Source organism: Pseudocitrobacter cyperus, from assembly GCF_039889165.1.
Taxonomy (GTDB): domain Bacteria; phylum Pseudomonadota; class Gammaproteobacteria; order Enterobacterales; family Enterobacteriaceae; genus Pseudocitrobacter; species Pseudocitrobacter cyperus.
Window position 1 is genome coordinate 361,277 of record NZ_JAYMYY010000002.1, and the last position, 19,172, is coordinate 380,448.

Genomic DNA, 19,172 nt, shown 5'->3' on the forward strand with positions numbered 1-19,172 from the left:
GTCAGACCGAGTAGTAGTTGCAAGGCCGTGCTTCCGGAAGGAATGCGCGGCTTGTTTTCGTTTAAGCATCATTAAAAACTACGGGGCTTATGGCTGGACGAATTCCGCGCGTATTCATTAATGATCTGCTGGCACGCACCGACATCATCGATTTGATCGATGCGCGAGTGAAGCTGAAAAAGCAGGGCAAGAACTTTCACGCGTGCTGTCCTTTCCATAACGAGAAAACCCCCTCTTTCACCGTCAACGGTGAAAAACAGTTTTACCACTGCTTCGGCTGTGGCGCGCACGGCAACGCCATCGACTTTTTGATGAACTACGACAAGCTCGAGTTCGTTGAAACCGTCGAAGAACTGGCGGCCATGCACAATCTTGAAGTGCCATATGAAGCAGGCAACGGGCCGAGTCAGATAGAACGCCATCAACGGCAAAGTCTCTATCAACTGATGGACGGTCTCAACGCGTTTTATCAGCAATCCCTGATGAACCCTGCCGCTGACCCCGCGCGCCAGTATCTGGAAAAGCGTGGCCTCAGCAATGAAGTAATATCCCGTTTCGCGATTGGTTATGCGCCTCCGGGTTGGGACAACGTCCTGAAACGCTTTGGTGGCAATAGCGAAAATCGCCAGGCGCTGATCGACGCCGGCATGCTGGTGACAAACGATCAAGGGCGTAGCTATGACCGCTTTCGCGAGCGCGTCATGTTCCCTATCCGCGACAAACGCGGTCGGGTGATTGGTTTTGGTGGACGCGTGCTGGGCGATGCCCTGCCGAAATACCTCAACTCCCCGGAAACCGATATTTTCCATAAAGGCCGTCAGCTATATGGCCTTTATGAAGCGCAGCAGACAGAAGCTGAACCCCAGCGATTACTGGTGGTCGAAGGCTATATGGATGTGGTCGCTCTTGCGCAGTACGACATTAACTATGCCGTCGCCTCGCTGGGCACCTCAACCACAGCAGATCATATTCAACTGCTGTTCCGGGTGACGAACAACGTCATCTGCTGTTATGACGGCGACCGTGCAGGACGCGATGCCGCATGGCGCGCGCTGGAAACAGCGCTGCCGTACATGACCGACGGGCGTCAGTTACGCTTTATGTTTCTGCCCGACGGCGAAGACCCGGATACGCTGGTGCGTAAAGAGGGTAAAGCGGCGTTTGAAGCGCGGATGGAGCAGGCACAACCGCTCTCCACGTTTCTGTTTAACAGCCTGATGCCGCAGGTCGATTTGAGCACCCCGGACGGGCGCGCGCAGTTAAGCACGCTGGCGCTGCCGCTCATCGGCCAGGTACCGGGCGAAACCTTACGCATCTATTTGCGTCAGGAGCTGGGGAACAAGTTAGGGATTCTGGATGATGCCCAGCTTGAACGTTTAATGCCGAAACAAGCAGAAAACGGCGTGGTTCGCCCCGCACCACAGCTAAAACGCACGACCATGCGTATACTGATAGGGTTACTGGTGCAAAACCCCGATCTCGCGCCGTTGGTTCCCCCCTTAACTGGGCTGGATCCAAAAAAACTGCCGGGACTTGGCTTATTTGCAGAACTGGTCAACACTTGTTTGTCACAGCCTGGACTGACCACTGGTCAACTTCTGGAACAATATCGTGGCACAAATGAAGCCGCGACCCTTGAAAAACTGTCGATGTGGGACGATATAGCAGATAAGGATATTGCAGAAAAAACGTTCACCGACTCACTCAACCATATGTTTGACTCATTGCTGGTTCTGAGACAAGAAGAGTTGATTGCTCGCGATCGCACACACGGACTCAGCAGTGAGGAACGCCGGGAACTCTGGACGTTAAACCAGGAACTGGCCAAAAAATAGAATTGAACGGCTTAAGTGCCGAATATCACTCGGGAAGCCCCCGAAAGCCGCGTGAAGGGCAGCGGCAAAATATAAATAAGTCCTCGTTACACTCTGTTGGCGGCTTGTTTCGCCGACCGACACCAATCTCATGAAATAAGTGTGGATACCGTCTTATGGAGCAAAACCCGCAGTCACAGCTTAAGCTTCTTGTCCAACGTGGTAAGGAGCAAGGCTATCTGACCTATGCCGAGGTCAATGACCATCTGCCGGAAGATATCGTCGACTCCGATCAGATCGAAGACATCATCCAAATGATCAACGACATGGGCATTCAGGTGATGGAAGAAGCACCGGATGCCGATGACCTGTTGCTCGCTGAAACATCGAACAACACCGATGAAGATGCGGAAGAAGCCGCCGCACAGGTGCTTTCCAGCGTAGAATCTGAAATCGGGCGCACCACTGACCCGGTGCGCATGTATATGCGCGAAATGGGTACCGTCGAACTGTTGACCCGCGAAGGCGAAATTGACATCGCTAAGCGTATCGAAGACGGGATCAACCAGGTTCAATGCTCCGTTGCCGAATATCCGGAAGCGATCACCTATCTGCTTGAACAGTACGATCGCGTGGAAGCAGAAGAGGCTCGTCTGTCAGACCTCATCACCGGTTTCGTCGATCCTAACGCTGAAGAAGATTTAGCGCCGACCGCAACTCACGTTGGTTCTGAACTCTCTCAGGAAGAGATGGATGACGACGATGAAGATGAAGAGGACGACGACGACAGCAGCGATGACGACAACAGCATCGACCCTGAACTGGCGCGCGAGAAATTTGCCGAACTGCGCACGCAGTACGAAACGACCCGCGACACCATCAAGGCGAAGGGCCGTAGCCATGCCGCAGCCCAGGAAGAGATTCTGAAGCTGTCTGAAGTCTTCAAACAGTTCCGTCTGGTGCCGAAACAGTTCGACTACCTGGTGAACAGCATGCGCGTCATGATGGATCGCGTGCGTACCCAGGAACGCATCATCATGAAGATGTGTGTTGAACAGTGCAAAATGCCGAAGAAAAACTTCATCACTCTGTTCACCGGTAACGAAACCAGCGAAACCTGGTTCAACGCTGCTGTCGCGATGAACAAGCCGTGGTCTGAAAAGCTGCTCGACGTGAAAGAAGACGTCCAGCGCGGCCTGATGAAACTGCAACAGATTGAAGAAGAGACCGGCCTGACCATCGAGCAGGTTAAAGATATCAACCGTCGTATGTCCATCGGTGAAGCGAAAGCCCGCCGTGCGAAGAAAGAGATGGTTGAAGCGAACTTACGTCTGGTAATTTCTATCGCCAAGAAATACACCAACCGCGGCCTGCAGTTCCTCGACCTGATTCAGGAAGGTAACATCGGCCTGATGAAAGCGGTTGATAAGTTTGAATATCGTCGTGGTTACAAGTTCTCCACCTATGCAACCTGGTGGATCCGTCAGGCAATCACCCGCTCTATCGCGGATCAGGCGCGCACCATCCGTATTCCGGTGCATATGATTGAGACCATCAACAAACTCAACCGTATTTCTCGCCAGATGCTGCAAGAGATGGGCCGTGAACCGACGCCGGAAGAGCTGGCTGAACGCATGCTGATGCCGGAAGACAAAATCCGTAAAGTGCTGAAAATCGCTAAAGAGCCTATCTCCATGGAAACGCCAATCGGCGACGATGAAGATTCGCATCTGGGTGATTTCATCGAGGATACCACCCTTGAGTTGCCGCTGGATTCTGCGACCACCGAAAGCCTGCGTGCGGCAACGCACGACGTGCTGGCTGGCCTGACTGCGCGTGAAGCGAAAGTGCTGCGTATGCGTTTCGGTATCGACATGAACACCGACCACACGCTGGAAGAAGTGGGTAAACAGTTCGATGTTACCCGCGAACGTATCCGTCAGATCGAAGCGAAGGCGCTGCGTAAACTGCGTCACCCGAGCCGCTCTGAAGTGCTGCGTAGCTTCCTGGACGATTAATCGCGGTAAACGTAACAAGCTCCCTGCGGGGAGCTTTTTTTATGGGGATTTACAGCCTCAACGCCCCCGTAACACCAGCACCTGATCCAGCTCTTTATAGGCTTCCACCAGCTTATCCGTCGTTATGCGGCTCAGCCCGCTCGGGTTCGGCAGCACCCATATCTGCGTATCGCCAATCGTCAGTTCCTGCTTCCCCCATGAGGTTCCTCGCTGGCTAAAACCTTGCTCAAAAGCCTGTTTACCTAATATCGCCAGCGCCGCCGGCTGATATGCTTCGATTTTGCTTACCAGTGCCCGGCCACCATCGCGCAGCTCCTGGCGCTTCACCTCGTTCGCCTGCACCGTTGGGCGGTCGACCAGTTTCGTCACTCCACAGCGAAAATCGAGCAGATGATCGGCCTCTTCCGGCTTAAGCTGTCTATCGGTAAACCCGGCCAGATGCAGCACTTTCCAGAACCGATTTGCCGGATGGGCAAAGGGAAAACCAAGTGAAGAGGAGGATAAGCCAGGGTTGATGCCACAAAACACCACCCGCAAACCTGGGGCGATAATATCCTTAACCATGATGTTCTCTGATAAATGGCTCATGTGACCATTATAACGAATTGAAAATACGTTGTTTATAAAAACAGCAGACGTTCGGTTACAACTGGATTGTAAACCGCAGTTACTTTATAATCCTCCGCCACGGCCCCTTAGCTCAGTGGTTAGAGCAGGCGACTCATAATCGCTTGGTCGCTGGTTCAAGTCCAGCAGGGGCCACCAAATTTTTGATTCAAAATCATATAATTAAGCCACTCGAAAGAGTGGCTTTTTTGTATCAGCTTGTCAGGTATCGCGCTGGGATTTCAGCCATGTGTAGGGCGCTGCCCTTTCGGTTTTGCGGACGATGCTTCCTGCAGGATTGCACCGGGCACCGAAATAAAGCGATCCACCGCTTCCATAGTAACAAACGTACAACTGCAGCTAATGTTGGTGCACTGGTGGTAGCGTTCTTTCGTATTTTCACTCAGATAACGGCTGGTACGAGCATGTGCTACGTGCTGACATTTTGGGCAATGAAACATATTGAACCTCGACATTCACAAAAAGTGAATTAATAATAAATTAAAACTCACTTATTGTGAAGATTATTTAGCATTAGTCTCCTCAATGACGTACTCGATATCGGCGTTATTGACCTCCAGCGCGACCGTCGTCACAAAACCATTCTGATCGAGCTTATGAGTAACCTTACTGACTATCCACCGCTGCTCATCAATGACTTTTTTAAAGCCCGACACTCTCACGCTCATTTCCGGACAGAAACTCTCATCCCCCACGGCAAGGGTAATAGAAAACTCAACGACTCTGCGCTGCAGTTGTCTCCATCTCGCCTCTGCGGCCTGTTTGGCCTGCGCCTGACTCGAAAATACGGTCTTCAGCGTGAAAGGATTCGCGGGGGCGCCCGCCATATACTCAGCATACGGCGTATCCTGTCCTTTCTGAGATTGAGGCGACGCCTGCGCACTCGCGGCATTCGGATGCTGAACCACCGGAGCGCTCTGTGATTTCGCTTTACGCTCAACGTTGATTTGCGCGTTCTGCTTAGGGTTTTTCGTATCCAGCCAGTGGGCTATGACGCCTGTATAAGATGTGCGATCCGAAATGGAGAACCGGTGGCTATCGCCGGAACGGCGCAGAATGGTTCGTTCCGGTAGCGTCTGCCCGCTGGCATTCGTTGCGCTACCGGCCTTTAGCACCAGCAACCGGCCATTTTTTACTGACACAATCCCACCGTTAAGCGAGGCGAGACGGGTCAGAAAGGCGGCGTCGGACTCCTTCGACTGATCAATATGAGAAACAGCGATGCCTGCCAGTGACTCGGCGACGCTCGCCTCCAGGTTATTGCGCGCAGCGATGGTATTGACGATAGCGCCGAGGGTGGTGTCATGCCAGGACTCTTCATAAGCAATACTAAACTTCTGCCGAAAATCAGCGCTACGCGCCGTGATAGTGACTCTATCTGGCGCGCCCTGGTGGGAAACCTGATCCACAATAAAAGTGCCTTTACCTAACCATGCCGAGCCCTGCCAGCCAAGATAGAGACTCACAACTACCCCACGCTCCGGGAGTTCGAGCAATCCATCCGTATCATCAAGCTCAATGACCAGGGTATCTGCCTGAAACTCCTTCTCATCGGTCATGGTGAGGCTAATCAGACGCTGGTGAATGTTAGAGGTAATGTCCCTCTCCCCCATCTTCAGCATAAAGCCGGGGGTTATTGTGGCGCCTTCACCGGTAATGATATTAACCATCTTTATGCCCCCGCCGATAACAGATCGGACGCTTTGCCGGCCAGCCCCTTAACCTGCTCTCCGATATCGCCATACATCGTCGCAAGCGATTCATCAACGCGGGTGAGCGTCAGGTTAAAGCTGATTTTGCGTGGCGAACCATCAGAGTAAAACTCGGTTCCGGTTTCGGAAACCTTACTGATAACGAACATACCGTAGATAAAGCCGGAGCCAGAGATGAGCGGCCACGCTCGCCCCTGCTCGGCCATCAGATACAGGGCCTGCATCGAGATGCGGCCGCCCGTCAACTCGGGATAGAGATCGCCGCTGAGCGCAACCGTATCACTACCAGGCCCAATAAACTGGTAGGCAGGACGGGTTCCGATCCGGTTATTCATCCCCCAGTTATACGCCGAATCGCGCTGCATAGTCTGATAGGGGAGCGTCTGACGCATAAAAACAAATAACCCCAGCGCAAGCATCATTAATAACCTCCTAAATCATAATTCAGACCCGAGAACTGACGGGTACGCCGGGATTGCTCCCACTGCTCCAGCTCGCTTTTGATTTTGTTACTTAACTGGCTGTCTGCTGCCGCACTCTCTGCAGACACAGTGATATGAAATTCACTCCTGCTCTGGTCAACATAGGAACGCCCTGCCGGTGTGAGCACAGGCTGATAGCGCTGATAAGCCCCGTTTTGACTGATTTGAGGCGCGTCACTGTCGCTTTGCATAAGTGCGTTAGTTTTTAGCGCCGTCTGGTCTAGCGTACTGGAGGCTTTGTCAATAATGCCAAGTTTCTGTAACACCCAATCAATGCCGCTACGCAGCTTATTAAACGCATTAAGCGGAAGCAGTAGCGCATCGGCCAGCGATTGACCAAACAACACGCCAACGTCACGACAGTTATTCAGTGCCTCCTGGGTATACTGGACTGGCGTAATCAGCTCGTTAAACCACTGCCTGACGCCATTCAACTTCTCGCCCAGCGCCGCAAAGAGAGGTGCCAGCGGTGCAAACATTTCACCAATCGGCGCAAAAGCACGCATCACTCCCTCAACCACGCCGGTAAAGAAAGCGCTGATGGGCTCCCAGTAGGTGCGAATGAGTAATGCTCCCGCCACTACTGCCGCAGCAATGGCCAGCACAGGCCAGGTGATAGCACCAATCGCGGTGATAATGCCGGAGCAAACCGTCGTAAACAGGGCGCCTGCGGTACTCGCCGCCGTGACAATCAGGTTAATTGCGCCAATCGTCTGCCCGGCTGCGATAGCAATGTTCCCCACCACGCCCAGAACCGCGGGGCCGACAGTAGCGATATAAGAGAGCGTTGTCGCAACACCCTGATTTTTCTGCAACCAGCTATCAAGCTGAACAACCAAGTCGGTCGCCGTCGTGACCAGACTTCGCAACGATGTTTCCTGCCGGGCAAACAAATCGATTCCAATTGCCGCATAGGCAGACTGAAATCGTTTGATATCACCGCTCAGCGTATCCTGCGAAGCATCGGCCTGTGCGGTAATAACCGGTACCGTGACAGGAGCGTTTGTCCCCCTGACTACCGCATCGGCTTCAGCAATATGCGCAACACTCTCGCCGGAAAGCGGCGGGTTCTTGTGCAACGCGATGAGTGCGCTGGCGTTATCATCCAGGGAACGGTTGTTTACCTGCGACATCGCCAGCAGGGTTGGTGTTACCTCCTGAATGGTAGAGGCTGATCCGCCTGCTCTGGCAAGGCTCAACTGAGCGCTGATAACCCCGACCGCAGACACCGGAGAAGCGTCGCCGAGCTGACGCGCCTGTTTGCGTAGCCCAACCATGTCTTCTGAATCTTTTGCTACACCGAGGGTGGCCTGTAACTGTGCACTTTTCTGCGCGAACACGTATCCGGGACTCAAAAGCTTAACGCTTGCCCGCGCGCCCGCAGCCCCTGCGTTGGCCGCCGCCGTACCGAATGCCGTCACTCTGCCGGCAATATCTTTACCTGCCTGATAGCGTCTCTTAACGCTGTTAAGTTTGTCCTGCTGCGCACTCACCCGCGCCAGCGCCTCACGCTGCTGTCCAAGATGAGCGGTGGTTTCACTAATACTATTCTTCAGGCGTAAATCGTCCGCGGACAGCTTGCGGGTGTTAATTCCTGCCTGGCTAAGCGCCAGGCGCTGCTGCTGTACGGACAGACGAAGCGCGTCATACTGACGTTGTAAATCCGCCGCATTTTTCCTGGCATCCATCATGGCGCGGGTCTGCCCTTCCGTGGGGGCCTGCGTATTTTTTAACTGTATGGCCAGCGCGGCCGCCTGCTGCTTTGCCTGCTGAAGCGACAGCCCCGTCACCACCAGCTCCGCGCTGGATTGACGAAAACCATCGATTTTTGACGCCTGACCATTCAAATCATGCAAAGTCTGTTGCGTGGTGAGAATATTTTCAGACAGCGACTGGCTCGCCGCCTGAACAGACTTAAAGGGTCGGGTCGCCAGGTCAACAGCTTTCAGCAGCACTTCGAGTTTGGAGGTATTACTCATTGGTGTTTCCGCTTCGCTGTAGCGCCTTTTCGCGCCAGTTGATAAGTTCGGTCAGACTCATCGGGAAGAGCTCTGATGGCGGCCAGTGAAAAATCACCGCAATATCCGCCATCAGATCGTCAACCGTTAAATTCTTAGAGAAATTCAGGCTGCCGAGTTCGCTGACAAAAAACCAACCACCTTGCCAGCAAATGTCAGCAGGTCAGGCAGCGCCATGGCGGAAACTTCCTGCTCGGTCAGAGACGGAGTGGTCATTCGCGGCAGCACTTTAATCAGCGCATCAACGTCAGAATTGGCAACCGATGCCAGGCTAACGCCACGCAGGGTTCCGGCGACGGGCTGTAACAGCATGACTTCACTGATAATCTGTTCACCACGTTTAATCGGGTTGTTCAGCACAACACTATTTTCGTTACGCGTTTCCATAGAACTCTCTCTTAAATCATCATAAATCTCCCGGCCAGCCATGCTGACCGGGAAGGTCGTTACAGGCCGATGTTCTGGCGATGCGCTTCCAGCATGTCAGTGCCGTTCACTTTTTCGATGAGATTGACAGTGTCGATTTCAATCAGCTCGCTGCCGTTCATCGTCAGTTTGAAATAGGTACACGCCAGCGAGATTTTCGACTCGGTTTCTTCACCCTGTTTGGCTTCACCAAGATCAATCTCTTTTTGACGTCCCCGAAGCACCACTTCAACGGGTACGGTTTCGCCCGTATCATCACGCTGATAGGAGCCGGCAAAACGTAGCGGTACGGCCGCAGAGCCGGTGGCCGCATACAGAGACCAGATAGCGTCATCCGGGAACCCGCCGAGGGAGATCTCTGCCGACAGCGCATCATCATCCAGGCCGAAGTCAATTGGCGCAGCGCCATTCATGCCGCCGCCACGATAATTTTCCAGCTTGCGGGTCAATTTCGGCAGCGTAACGGACTGCACGACACCGAGATAACTCACCCCGTCGATGAACAGATTCATCAGTTTAAGCTTGCGCGGTAATGCCATTATTCAGGATCCTTATTTGCTGTTGACGGATGAGACCAGGTTCGCCAGGTACTTGTCAGTAATGCGCTGGCGTAAGGTCAGATTTTCGAGAGGTGGCACTGGCGTGTAGTCGTAGTCAATGAACAGCTTGCCCGCTTTTAGCGTATCGGCGTCATTGGCTTCTTCATCAAACCAGCAACTGGCATCGATGATGTAACCACCGCTTTTCAGTTCGCGGAATTTGGCGTTGATGCCATCAATAATGTCGCGAATCAGAACGGCGGTTACCGGCTTATCCACCGCCCACATATGACCTTCCGCCATCGTGTCAGCGATAATTTGCGCAGTACGGGTATAGTTTTCGAACTGGAACAGCAGGTCATCAGAGCAGTTGCGGTTGCCCCAGAAGCGGAAACCATCGGCACGGATAAGCGTCGTGATCCCGGCTTCGTTTAGCAGGTCTGCATCGGTACCGGACTCCTGCAGATCCCAGAAGACGGATGCGCTCACGCCGGTGACGCCATTAACACCCACATTGGACAGCGTTTTGTGCCAGCCGGTGTCGTTGTCAATTTTGGCGCGCAGACCCAGCGCAATGGCTGTTGCATAACAAGGGGTTGTCGCATTCGCCGTCGTATCCCAGCCAAGAAAATCAGGCCAGATAATCATCAGTTCACGCGCACTGAAGTTTTCGCGATACGCGATGGCATCGGAAATGGTCTTACAGCCCCATGCGCTGACATAGGCGAAAGCACGCAGTTTCTGTGCAACAGAAACCAGCGCAGTCGCGACCTCCTGGCTATCAAGCCCTGGAACGCCAAGAATACGGGGCTTAACGCCGACCACAGCCTGGGCCGTTAACAGCGCTTTCAGACCGGTATACTGACCATTTTCATCGGTTGTGCCGATGATATTCGAGATGGTTTGCGCCTGAGCCGCTTCTTCATCTTCACCGGCGCCCTCTTCGACGCGGACAACGACAACAACCGGCTTAGACTGGTTGGCGATAGCCTCCAGGGATTTCGCCAGGGTGCCCTTAGTGCCGGCTTTGGCTATCGCGCTTTGTGGGTTGGTAATCAGAACCGGCTTATTGAGCGGGAACATGTCGACATCGGCATCGCTGGCGGTACAAACCATACCGACCACAGCCGTTGATACTGTTGAAATGGTGCGGGTGCCGTCATTAATTTCGACAATCTGCACGCCATGATGGTAATCACTCATCCGTTTAACTCCGTTGGTTGGGGTGAGTGATATTGTCGGACGTGCGCCGCAACGAGGCTATTTATGCCCGTTTTGTTACGGATGAGACAACAAGCGAATGCGCCGGATAGCGCTTATAGAGCGTTTTTTCAGAGATATCATAAATGCGAGCCAGTTCCGCGCGACGATGCCCTTTCTCAAGCAGCCGGCCGATTTGCAGCCATTGTTCCGGGGTCAGTTTTGGTCGGCGCCCGCCTATTCGCCCCTGAGCGCGGGCTGCGGCAAGCCCCGCCCGAGTGCGTTCGACAATCAACTCGCGCTCCATCTCAGCAAGCGCCCCCATAACATGAAAGAAAAAACGTCCCATGGCGGTACTGGTATCAATCGAGTCGGTCAGGCTTTTAAAGTGTATGCCCTGGCTTTTTAACTCCTCGATAAGCAACACCAGGTTGCGCATAGATCGCCCGAGCCTGTCCAGCTTCCAGACCACAAGCGTATCACCCGCTTTCATCGACCTCAGGGCCTTTCTTAAACCGGGGCGCTGCGCTTTTGTCCCGCTGATTTTATCCTCAAAAATCTGCTCACATCCTGCGCACAACAGCGCGCTGCGCTGTAAATCTGTGTTTTGTTCATTTGTTGACACTCTTACATAGCCGATGAGCACGTGATCTCCTTCAGGTTTAAAAATACGTCAGGGCAGTAAACCAGATGGAGAGTTTGTCGTAAAAACCTTGGTTTGGGGGAGGCTGCCAAACGGAGCGTCGGTGCTGGCGCTAATCAAATCCCCGATATGTCCTTTTTCACATCAGCAAAGGGAGATAACGGATACTTTTCCTTACCGGATGGCACTATCGTGCAGTATGGAAGAGCCACAACCATCAGAAATAATGAAATTGGCGTGGTAACTTTGCCATTTTCGTTTCCTGCAAGGTTGTCTCAAGTAGTGATAACCCACGACGATGCTTCAACAACAGGCGCGATTGCTTTTGGTGCTGCCACACCGAAAACCGTTTCGACGTTTCAGGTTGTTGTGCAGAAGCTAAATTTTAATACCTCCACTGGGACTGTCACCTTACGAACCGATGTTTCACCGTGCTACGTCCGTTATATCGCAATCGGGAGCTAATTTTATGCAAAACAAATATAGCCCATCTATGAATACATTCTTCCTGGCTGAGTTTATGCGCCGTTATGAACAAGCTGGCACATTGCCTGGTGATGCAATAGAGATACCAGATGAGGTATTTAACGAATACGTGGGGGAACCACCAGACGGAATGATGAGGGTTGCGGGTAGTTATGGTCTACCCGCATGGGCTGAGATTATTTACGGCCCGGAGACATCGGCCAGTTAGTCCCCGGAGCTGTAGATGTGTCAACAGCTTGCAGCCGCTTAATATAAGTCAGCCACTCGATAAGGCTGACTTTATCTTCATCACTGATAATCCCTAACTGTAGTTCTGTCTGCCAGAGACTGATCGTTGCCTTCGCCTCAAGCAGTAGCGCCGCTTTCTGTTGCTCCGCCGCTTCCACGTCCGCAGCGTGCTGCGCTTCCGTATCCGTCACCCACTCGCTACCATTCCAGGTATCGTAAGGCGTGACGGGTGCCAGCGTGGTGGCGTCCGCCGGGTAATCTCCTGGTACATTGACGGCAACCGCTTCACCTGTATTAGTGCTGTAAACAATTTCGCCACGGTGATCGGCGACGTATTCCCAGGCGGTAAAATTTTCAGTCCGGCAAATGGCGTAACCTTCTTTGCTTTCGGCAGGCGCGTCAGTGCATGAATTCGCAGGAATGCCCACACCAACGGGTAAGTATTCAACCGTAGAAGAAAGATATTCGCGCGTCTCACAATCATAATTGTAAACAGTAATATCACCTGCTTTTGTGGCAGTACCTTTATTATTCAGTATCGCTTTAGTCATTATGCAGCCCTTACAATATAATTAAATGCGATATTGCGCGGACGGCTGACAACGGAGTTGCCAGAGTCAACATTCAATTTATTCATAGCTGTACTACCTGTAATTGTCTGAGACTGTAATGCGGTTGTGGATGGTGATTTATCCCCTTGGAATGGGCTAAGGTCATAAGCAGTTGCTGTTGCTAATACAACCGTTGCCTGCGTGTCATTATTCCAGTCAACCCCGATATAAGTACCTCCCTGCGCAGAAAGCAGCGAACGTGCAGTATCAACCCCGCGTCCGTCATCCCATCCACGAATAAACTCCCCCCGCAGGTCTGGAAGTTTCAGATCCGGATAGGCCAGTGCCAGCTTAGGATACTGGGAGGCGGTGAACGCGGCTCCGTTGCATTTGAGCCAACCAGCAGGCGGTGTAGCTGTCGGCCATGGAATGGGTACGCCAACCGGCAAAGCAGAGCCTTCTCCCAAACCAAGGTTTTTAAGAACCTCACCAACCACTCCAGCATCAGCCATTTCTTTAAGCGCATTAGCGATCAGCGGGTATTGTTTATGGGGGTTCGCTTCTGCCAGATGCTTTTCCATAAGACCATCAGCGTAGCCCTTCACCTCGATCGCTTTATCATCGACATACTTCCGGGTTGCCAGCACCACCGAGGGATCGATTTTCAGGGTGATCGCCGACGTGCTGGATACGACCAGAATCATGCGAATGGTCTGCGTTCGGCCGCTCCCTTCGGCCAGCAAAGGTTTGTAGGTCTCCGGGCAGTTGGCAATGGCAATCAGAATACCGTCGTCATCAAACAGACCAATTTCACGGATAAAAAAGCCGCCCTCATTTTCCGGAATGATTTGTTCGGCAATAATCTGGCCTGCATCATTTTCGTCAACGCTAAGAGAGTTGATAGCGGCAATGCGCGTCTGATGGATTAGCGAGGTTTGTGCCGGATCGGGCGTCGGCAGTGTGCCGTTTGCATCGCCGACGGCCATCTGCGTAATATTAAGTTTGGTGCCAAGCGCGGTCGCGTTTGCCAGTCGCGCCGCGCCCTGATTGGTTAGGGTGGCAAAATATTTCGTTGTCATGCGCTCACTCGCAGGTTGTCAATTAAATGGATGGCCGAAGCCGGATAAATATCACCACCAACCACAATTTCATCAGTAGTGAAGGGATAAATCGTTAATAAATCGCCGTCATAGCAGCAGGCGCCCACAAAGGCATCACCACTCGTGCTCAGGCTGATTGCCAGCCCGGTCAGGTGTCGGCTGGCAGGTTTCGCCCCGTCAATCAGGCGCTCCAGTTCCAGGTACATTTCATCGGTAATACCGGTATCGAGAACCCCCACCACGAGGCGAAAGGTGCCAGGCTCTTCATCAAGCTCCCACCATTCTTTCACCTCAATCAGATAGCCCAGCGGCTCGACGACACGCCGCAATGCGCTAATGGTGCCTTTGTGCTGGTGTACGTAAAATGACGATGAGATTACGTTGCGCTTGGTTGCTTCCGGCCAGTTCTCATCCCACCGATCAACGGACAACGCCCATGCCAAATAAGGCAACAGGGCTACCGGACAGGTTCGCCAGTTCCACAGGGTTCGCAACGGTACCGGTACTCGCTCGATCTCACTGGCCGCTTTCGCCGCCGCGACTTCCAGGGGTGAGGAGCCTACAGGCAATAGCCGACGATCACTCATCCGTGCCCCCTGAAGTGAGGGTATAGGCAGAGCAATAGGATGCCTGATACTGATTAAGTACGATGTCAGCCTGTGGTTCAGCCAGTTCGACACGCTGCACGCCTTCGACATGCAGTGCGGCATAAATAGCCGACTGGCGAATATCCCGACCTAAGCGCTGTTGTGAACTGATGTAAGAACGCAGTTTTTCCTCTGCGGCCTGACGAATCGGCCCGGCTTCCGGCCCGGGGTAAAAGTAGAGGGTGGCGTCAATCTGGTACGGTACAATTTCAGCACTCCGCACCGTGACTCTGTCGCCAACCGGACGAACTTCTTCAGCGCTCAACGCCTTTTCAACAATCGCCAGCAGGTCATCCGGCGCTGTGCCGTCTCCCTCGCGCGAAAGCACCGAGATAGTCACACTTGCAGGAGTGGGGCTTTCAACAGAAATATCCGCCACCCGGCCATCGGCGCTTCGCCCATGGTACTCATACGCGCCGACCGGCCCCGCGACGCTGAGTCCCTCAAATGCCTGCTGCGCTCTCATGCGTAAATCCGTATCCGACTCCATTTCCGCCGGCGTCGGCGGGATGGTGGAATTGTCCGCGGGGGTAATCGTCAGACGTTTGGTGTTGTTGTTTGCCGCCATCACGTCAAGGTCGTTATCCCCGGCATAGGCCAGCGTCACCGCCTTTGCCGCTTCATTTACCCGCTGGCGCCAGATCACTTCGCGATAGGCGTTCTCCTCAAGGAATTTCACCAGCGGTTCCGACTCCAGCGCCAACGTTCGCGCCACTGCGTCCTGCTGCTCTTCCGGGAACAGCGATATCAGCGTTGCCTTGCGCTCAGTGAGGATAGTTTCGAAATCCAGCGTCTCCACCACGTCGGGGGCGGGAAGCTGGCTAAGATCAATGGATGCCATAGATTCAACTCACAGGAATAGTTAACGAAAGGCTCTCGCCGGTCTCTTTGGTCTCCGCGTCCAGTTCAACGATCATCTGACCATCAAACTGGCGCTCGATGCTCAGGGCGCTAATGCGGATTCGCGGCTCCCATTTCAGCAGCGCCATATAGCAGACGCTCATGATTTGCAGGGTCAGCGCAGCGCTTTGCGGCATATCGATCAGAGAGAAAAGCTCAGAGCCATACTCACGACGCATAACCCGCGAGCCCACCGGGGTACGCAAAATATCGCTGACGCTCTGACGAATATGGTAGCCGTCGGTAATGGCTCGCCCGGTCTCCCGGCTCATCCCGATGTAACGTGTTGTCATAGTGGTTCTCCGGTTGTCCCGCCGCTGTCACCAGGGTGTTTATGGCTGTGCAGGACTTTTCCATTAGAGGTGAGCGATCCACCGCCATGTTCAATGTTCCCGCTCATCGTCCCTCCACTCTGCACTTCAAGCGTCGCGGTGGTCAGTTTGCTGGTACAAATCACATGCGGCGTATCCAGCGTGATGCTGGTCGCGGCTTTAATCAGCACCGTCGGTACCGTGGCGGTCAGTGAATCGGACGCCGTGATGTTGGCGGTTTTGATGCCGCTAACCGTCAGCGCGCTGTTCTCGGGTTCATACTCAAGGACAGCACCGTCAGGGAAAGTGATGTGCAGCGCGTCCGCAGAAACCGATGGCGCCGGGTTATCATCGGAAAAAATACCCGGCAGCACGAACGCAGTATCAAGCTCCCCGCCGACGGAAAGCAGCAAAACCTGCTCATCAACAGAGGGAGCCCACCATGTGCGCGAGTGGCCGGCACGCTGCGTCAGCCACTGTAGCCAGTCGGTAACAATGCCTCCGCTCTGTACGCGACAGCGCCCGGCGGCCAGGTCGATATCGACCACCACACCCGTACGAATCATGTTGCGCAATAAGCGCGAAATATCCTGAAGAGCTGAGAAAGTATTCATAGTAAAAAGGATGCCGTTCGTGGCTCAGCGCAGCAACGGCTGCGGGTTTGAACGCGGCTGGCACAACGCGCCGCGCGCTTTTTCAGGCGAGTGTATCGGCATAAGGCTGCCGAACGACCGCTATTGCCAGGTTGTCGCCTACTCATACCATTCACTCACCAGCTCACCGTGCACATACAACTGCATCGGCCTGGTTACGGGTTCAGCAGGCTGTGGCTCAGGCGCATATTCAGCCCGCAACTCACCCTCCACTTCGCTCACCAGCGTTCGCTCGGTCAGTTGCAGGCTGATGGTAAGTTCGGCGCTGCCGTTGTCATTCAGCGCAGCAGAATAGGTAAAGCCATGTTTACGCCCGGGTTGCGTTGCCATCATGTCGGCCTGGTGGATGCGCAGCCAGGCCTGGATAGGGACAAAAATTGTCGATAGATCGTCAACAAAATCTGCAATCGTCAATTTAAGCGTGTACTGATTTTCAAACGACAGTGAGGCAGCAAGGGTGGAGGCAACATTTCCACTTTCGACAGAAAGCGTGAGCTTCTCCGGGTTGGTTTGCAGCAAGGGAACAGCTTCAGTTAAAGCGGTACGTAGACTCTTTGGCTTGTACATCGATGTTATCCTGACAGGATTTGATAGATTCAACCTGAAGCGCACAGCGTTCCAGCGCGCTTTCAAGCTGGCGAATATCAGCACTCAGGTCGCCGTTAGTTCGGGGATCACTGCCCGGCATCGGGCACAGGCTGACCTTCGGGCAGGCGTTGTAAACAATTAGCGGCGCTGGCGCAGGCCTCACGCCGGTGCAACCTGCGCACAGCATCAGGCAAATCAGCGCCGTACCAGCGGCGAAGCGTTTCATTCTCACGCAGTAACCTCGTTACGGTTTGCTCTCTTCGCTGCGCCCGAGCGCTGGCGGAATCAAGCCTTTCTCGCAGGGCAACCTGGGCCTGCTCCTTTTCAGCACTCATCTCACCGGCGATGCGTAACTGTTTTTGCAGCGTCCTGATTAATTGCCCTTGTACTTCGGCCTCGCGATTGGCCTGAGATAGCGCGCGAGCAAGCGAGGCGTTTTTATAAATCAGCATTCCAGTCGAAATGGCCACCAGCATGAGCAACATCAGCCGCATGTTCATTTCACCCCCGCCATGCACCAGGCTCGTTCACGTTCACGACGGTTCTCAAGCCCGCGGCTCCTGACCCCGTTCACAAACACCCAGCGAGTGAGTTGCCCGCACGCCTGAGACCACTGCTGGCGGTTCAGGTAAAAAGCCAGCGTGGAGCGGCAAGCGGCGCCGGAACCGACGTTAAACGCAAAGCTGACCAACGCGTCATAGACCGGCTGCGGCATATCAACGGGTATGCAGGCAGCCAGCGTCTTTTCGACGTTGAGAACGTCCGAGACCAGATTCACCGCGGCTTTACGCTCGGTAATATCCTGTTTCGCGACCACCCCAGCGGTATGGCCAATTCCCGATGTCCAGACCCCCGCGCTGCACTGATACGGGCGCAGCCGACAACCTTCCAGATCGGCTATCAGAGCCAGACCATCGGGCGAAGTACGTAGTAAATGAAAGTCGGGGACGAACGCGGCAAGCGTCAGTACGGCAGCCACGCTGCATTTTTTAACGATCGAGGCCACGGCTTTTCCCCTCCCCGTCTCCCGGTGAAATGAGGTAGCGGTATCGCTTGTGCTGATACCAAAAATTGACCAGCGCAGTAAAAATGGCGCACCCCATACCGACATACAGCGCCAGCCGCTCCGGGGTTTGCGAGCCAAAAAAGGCCAGTACCACGGACATCCAGTACGTCAGGAATGTCGCAATTTTATCCACCGTCAGTCCCACAGGTTCACGCTCTGGGCAACGGCCGCCGTATCCACCTCAGGCAGGTTGACCGTCGTGCCGTGTGGCAAAATCACCCCCTGTTCGGCAAGACCAGGATTCGCCAGCAATACGGCCTCAACAACGCCTTCCGTTCGCCCGTAATGGCGATAACACAGGGCATCAAGCGTGTCGCCCTGATGTGCAATCACATTCATCAGATTTGCTCCGCAATGCATCATGTTTTGTTCTGAACCAGTATCCCGATTCATTGCCCCACCAGCCATCGCTCAGGGGTGTGCAGCGGTTGAAACAACGCAGAGTCCGCAATGAGAAAGGGCATAGAGAAAGAGAGTGTCGGTGTTTAGCGGGTGCTGCGCGGGGGTGGCAGTTTGTTGGAGGGTGTTCGGGAGGCACTTCGGAGGAAAAACCCCACACAGCATCGCGTGGGGTCACTTTTTACAGACATCAGGCGTTAGCGCCAGCTCTCATCTTCCCAGACTTCCTGAAGAATAGAGTCAAGCGCTTCCCTGTCGGAATCACTGTCAAATCCCATCAGTTCTACCCCCGTCATCGATCCCTTTTTAACGATGACCCGGGTGGAAGGGAAAACGGACTGTATTCGCCGCGTTAGCTCACACTGAAAAGCTTCCACAACCGGCTGTGCGATCAACTGCTCGCTATCTAAGGTTATACATACTCTAACCTCTCCCCTTTTTTTCATTCGTTGTTCAACAGGGGTTGCAGAGAAAACGACAGAAAATGAATTATTTTTCATTAGGTTTCCTCTCGCAATCTCGGCAATTAAATTTAACGCAATTTCACGATCCCTTTCCTGACAGGCCCCTTCGGCCGTCAGACGCGCAATCATCTCGACCCGCTCGATCATGACTTGCTCGTTTAACTCTCTATCCACACAACCTCCCCTACGAGATACTGTATAAATATACAGTAGCACGTATTGGCAAAGAGAGGGAAGAAAAAAACAGGAAAGGCGCCTGTGTATGTACATGATATGGATGAATATTAAAGCGTATCCTCT

Annotated in this window: 26 protein-coding genes and 1 tRNA gene; 4 read left to right on the plus strand and 23 right to left on the minus strand. The window is 53.6% G+C overall.

What is annotated here, in order from left to right; all coding sequences use genetic code 11:
• Nucleotides 1-89 precede the first annotated feature (89 nt).
• Together dnaG and rpoD are read left to right on the plus strand one after the other, a co-directional pair.
• The gene (gene dnaG, locus VSR74_RS10440; RefSeq protein ID WP_347794671.1) at nt 90-1,835 is read left to right on the plus strand and encodes a DNA primase; all 1,746 of its coding nucleotides are present in this window, start codon (nt 90-92) and stop codon (nt 1,833-1,835) included.
• 155 nt (nt 1,836-1,990) lie between these two features.
• Entirely contained in the window at nt 1,991-3,832 is a 1,842-nt protein-coding gene (gene rpoD / locus VSR74_RS10445) for an RNA polymerase sigma factor RpoD (protein WP_347794672.1), read from the plus strand.
• Nucleotides 3,833-3,889: 57 nt separating this feature from the next.
• Here the strand turns inward: rpoD and mug are convergent, their stop codons facing one another.
• Nucleotides 3,890-4,396, minus strand: a complete 507-nt coding sequence (gene mug / locus VSR74_RS10450; RefSeq protein WP_347794673.1) for a G/U mismatch-specific DNA glycosylase — start codon at nt 4,394-4,396, stop codon at nt 3,890-3,892.
• Between the two features lie 125 nt (nt 4,397-4,521).
• On the opposite strand from mug, the gene VSR74_RS10455 reads away from it, so the two are divergent.
• Nucleotides 4,522-4,597 (plus strand) — tRNA-Ile (locus VSR74_RS10455).
• An 83-nt stretch (nt 4,598-4,680) separates the two neighbouring features.
• Here the strand turns inward: VSR74_RS10455 and VSR74_RS10460 are convergent.
• The 9 genes from VSR74_RS10460 to VSR74_RS10500 form a co-directional block, all read right to left on the minus strand.
• Nucleotides 4,681-4,899: an ogr/Delta-like zinc finger family protein gene (locus VSR74_RS10460; RefSeq protein ID WP_347794674.1), complete on the minus strand. Its 219-nt coding sequence runs from the start codon at nt 4,897-4,899 to the stop codon at nt 4,681-4,683.
• Between the two features lie 63 nt (nt 4,900-4,962).
• On the minus strand, nt 4,963-6,129 hold the full coding sequence (locus VSR74_RS10465) for a contractile injection system protein, VgrG/Pvc8 family (RefSeq protein ID WP_347794675.1): 1,167 nt from the start codon (nt 6,127-6,129) through the stop codon (nt 4,963-4,965).
• Nucleotides 6,130-6,131: 2 nt separating this feature from the next.
• On the minus strand, nt 6,132-6,593 hold the full coding sequence (locus VSR74_RS10470) for a phage tail protein (protein ID WP_347794676.1): 462 nt from the start codon (nt 6,591-6,593) through the stop codon (nt 6,132-6,134).
• A complete protein-coding gene (locus VSR74_RS10475; protein ID WP_347794677.1) occupies nt 6,593-8,632 on the minus strand; it encodes a phage tail tape measure protein in 2,040 nt (679 codons plus the stop codon). The genes VSR74_RS10470 and VSR74_RS10475 overlap by 1 nt, the downstream gene beginning before the upstream one ends.
• The gene (locus VSR74_RS10480; RefSeq protein WP_347794678.1) at nt 8,625-8,744 is read right to left on the minus strand and encodes a GpE family phage tail protein; all 120 of its coding nucleotides are present in this window, start codon (nt 8,742-8,744) and stop codon (nt 8,625-8,627) included. Before VSR74_RS10480 ends, VSR74_RS10475 begins: the two co-directional genes overlap by 8 nt.
• A gap of 32 nt (nt 8,745-8,776) precedes the next feature.
• A complete protein-coding gene (locus tag VSR74_RS10485; RefSeq protein WP_347794679.1) occupies nt 8,777-9,058 on the minus strand; it encodes a phage tail assembly protein in 282 nt (93 codons plus the stop codon).
• Between the two features lie 59 nt (nt 9,059-9,117).
• The gene (locus VSR74_RS10490) at nt 9,118-9,636 is read right to left on the minus strand and encodes a phage major tail tube protein (RefSeq protein ID WP_347794680.1); all 519 of its coding nucleotides are present in this window, start codon (nt 9,634-9,636) and stop codon (nt 9,118-9,120) included.
• A 12-nt stretch (nt 9,637-9,648) separates the two neighbouring features.
• Nucleotides 9,649-10,839: a phage tail sheath protein gene (locus VSR74_RS10495; protein WP_347794681.1), complete on the minus strand. Its 1,191-nt coding sequence runs from the start codon at nt 10,837-10,839 to the stop codon at nt 9,649-9,651.
• A gap of 61 nt (nt 10,840-10,900) precedes the next feature.
• Nucleotides 10,901-11,482, minus strand: a complete 582-nt coding sequence (locus VSR74_RS10500) for a recombinase family protein (RefSeq protein WP_347794682.1) — start codon at nt 11,480-11,482, stop codon at nt 10,901-10,903.
• A gap of 126 nt (nt 11,483-11,608) precedes the next feature.
• Between VSR74_RS10500 and VSR74_RS23310 the strand changes: the two genes are divergently transcribed.
• Nucleotides 11,609-11,944: a gp53-like domain-containing protein gene (locus tag VSR74_RS23310; protein WP_459349922.1), complete on the plus strand. Its 336-nt coding sequence runs from the start codon at nt 11,609-11,611 to the stop codon at nt 11,942-11,944.
• Nucleotides 11,945-12,141: 197 nt separating this feature from the next.
• Here VSR74_RS23310 and VSR74_RS10505 read toward each other — a convergent pair whose 3' ends face one another.
• From VSR74_RS10505 to VSR74_RS10565, 13 genes are all read right to left on the minus strand, one after another.
• Nucleotides 12,142-12,744, minus strand: coding sequence for a tail fiber assembly protein (locus VSR74_RS10505; protein WP_347794683.1), 603 nt, complete (start codon nt 12,742-12,744; stop codon nt 12,142-12,144).
• Nucleotides 12,744-13,823, minus strand: coding sequence for a phage tail protein (locus VSR74_RS10510; RefSeq protein ID WP_347794684.1), 1,080 nt, complete (start codon nt 13,821-13,823; stop codon nt 12,744-12,746). Before VSR74_RS10510 ends, VSR74_RS10505 begins: the two co-directional genes overlap by 1 nt.
• The gene (locus tag VSR74_RS10515; protein ID WP_347794685.1) at nt 13,820-14,431 is read right to left on the minus strand and encodes a phage tail protein I; all 612 of its coding nucleotides are present in this window, start codon (nt 14,429-14,431) and stop codon (nt 13,820-13,822) included. Before VSR74_RS10515 ends, VSR74_RS10510 begins: the two co-directional genes overlap by 4 nt.
• Complete coding sequence (locus VSR74_RS10520) at nt 14,424-15,332, minus strand: baseplate assembly protein (protein ID WP_347794686.1); 909 nt, start codon at nt 15,330-15,332, stop codon at nt 14,424-14,426. Before VSR74_RS10520 ends, VSR74_RS10515 begins: the two co-directional genes overlap by 8 nt.
• 4 nt (nt 15,333-15,336) lie before the next feature.
• Complete coding sequence (locus VSR74_RS10525; RefSeq protein ID WP_347794687.1) at nt 15,337-15,684, minus strand: GPW/gp25 family protein; 348 nt, start codon at nt 15,682-15,684, stop codon at nt 15,337-15,339.
• On the minus strand, nt 15,681-16,316 hold the full coding sequence (locus tag VSR74_RS10530) for a phage baseplate assembly protein V (protein ID WP_347794688.1): 636 nt from the start codon (nt 16,314-16,316) through the stop codon (nt 15,681-15,683). The genes VSR74_RS10525 and VSR74_RS10530 overlap by 4 nt, the downstream gene beginning before the upstream one ends.
• Nucleotides 16,317-16,454: 138 nt before the next feature.
• On the minus strand, nt 16,455-16,922 hold the full coding sequence (locus tag VSR74_RS10535; protein ID WP_347794689.1) for a phage tail protein: 468 nt from the start codon (nt 16,920-16,922) through the stop codon (nt 16,455-16,457).
• On the minus strand, nt 16,885-17,130 hold the full coding sequence (gene lysC / locus VSR74_RS10540) for an Rz1-like lysis system protein LysC (protein ID WP_347794690.1): 246 nt from the start codon (nt 17,128-17,130) through the stop codon (nt 16,885-16,887). The genes VSR74_RS10535 and lysC overlap by 38 nt, the downstream gene beginning before the upstream one ends.
• On the minus strand, nt 17,030-17,443 hold the full coding sequence (gene lysB, locus VSR74_RS10545; RefSeq protein ID WP_347794691.1) for an Rz-like lysis system protein LysB: 414 nt from the start codon (nt 17,441-17,443) through the stop codon (nt 17,030-17,032). Before lysB ends, lysC begins: the two co-directional genes overlap by 101 nt.
• Nucleotides 17,440-17,949 (minus strand): lysozyme, encoded by a 510-nt coding sequence (locus tag VSR74_RS10550; RefSeq protein ID WP_347794692.1) that lies wholly within the window; start codon nt 17,947-17,949, stop codon nt 17,440-17,442. The genes lysB and VSR74_RS10550 overlap by 4 nt, the downstream gene beginning before the upstream one ends.
• A complete protein-coding gene (locus VSR74_RS10555; RefSeq protein ID WP_347794693.1) occupies nt 17,933-18,154 on the minus strand; it encodes a phage holin family protein in 222 nt (73 codons plus the stop codon). Before VSR74_RS10555 ends, VSR74_RS10550 begins: the two co-directional genes overlap by 17 nt.
• Nucleotides 18,145-18,348, minus strand: coding sequence for a tail protein X (locus VSR74_RS10560; protein WP_347794694.1), 204 nt, complete (start codon nt 18,346-18,348; stop codon nt 18,145-18,147). The genes VSR74_RS10555 and VSR74_RS10560 overlap by 10 nt, the downstream gene beginning before the upstream one ends.
• Before the next feature lie 257 nt (nt 18,349-18,605).
• The gene (locus VSR74_RS10565) at nt 18,606-19,046 is read right to left on the minus strand and encodes a DinI family protein (protein WP_347794695.1); all 441 of its coding nucleotides are present in this window, start codon (nt 19,044-19,046) and stop codon (nt 18,606-18,608) included.
• Nucleotides 19,047-19,172 lie beyond the last annotated feature (126 nt).